The organism is Dietzia sp. CW19 (assembly GCF_014145265.1).
In the GTDB taxonomy this organism is placed as follows: Bacteria; Actinomycetota; Actinomycetes; order Mycobacteriales; family Mycobacteriaceae; genus Dietzia; species Dietzia natronolimnaea.
Map to the genome: position 1 here is coordinate 11,719 of NZ_JAALEE010000558.1, position 742 is coordinate 12,460.

The following is a 742-nucleotide window of genomic DNA, read 5'->3' on the forward strand; positions in this document are numbered from 1 at the left end:
CCGGCACCAGGACAACGGTGTCGGTGTTCGTGGCATCGCTGCCGTACTCGGGGATGGTCTTCGCCTGCGGCTGTCTGGACGAGAAGATGCCGAACTGGCTCGACGCGCACTTACAGGCGTTCGAGTACTTCGGCGGCGCGGCGCAGGTGATCGTCCCGGACAACGCCTCCACGGCGTCGAATCAGATCGCCCGCGGCGACCGGGCCCGGGAGGTCAACCGCGAGTACCGGGACTTCCTCGAGTACCACCACACCGCCGCGGTGCCCACGAGATCGGCGGCACCCCGCGACAAGGGGAACGTCGAGGCCGGAGTGAAAGTGGTGACGAACTGGGTGATTGGACGCCTGGCCGATCGGCGCTTCGCGAGCCTGGACGATGCGAACGACGCGATCGCCGCCGAGGTGGAGGCGATCAACGACCGGACCCCGTTCCGCGGCCAGAAGACCAGCCGCCGGGAGCTGTTCACCGAGCACGAGCAGTCGGAACTGTTCGACCTTCCCGAGGCCCGCTGGCAGCCAGTCATCTGGAAGAAGTCCAAGGTCAACCGTGATTACCACGTGGAGATCGCCACGGTGAAGTACTCGGTGCCCCACACGTTCGCCGGCCAGCACGTCGATGTGAAGATCACCGGTCCCACGCTCACGGTCATGGCTGGCGGGGAGGTCATCGCCTCCCACGCCGTCTCCGGTAGGCGACATTCCTTCGTGACCGACCCTGACCATGTTCCCGCGCAGCATCTGCA

Annotated in this window: 1 pseudogene; it reads left to right on the forward strand. The window is 66.2% G+C overall.

Annotated elements, in window-relative coordinates:
* Nucleotides 1–17 precede the first annotated feature (17 nt).
* Nucleotides 18–742, forward strand: a pseudogene (locus G6021_RS15740) (IS21 family transposase); the annotation flags it as partial.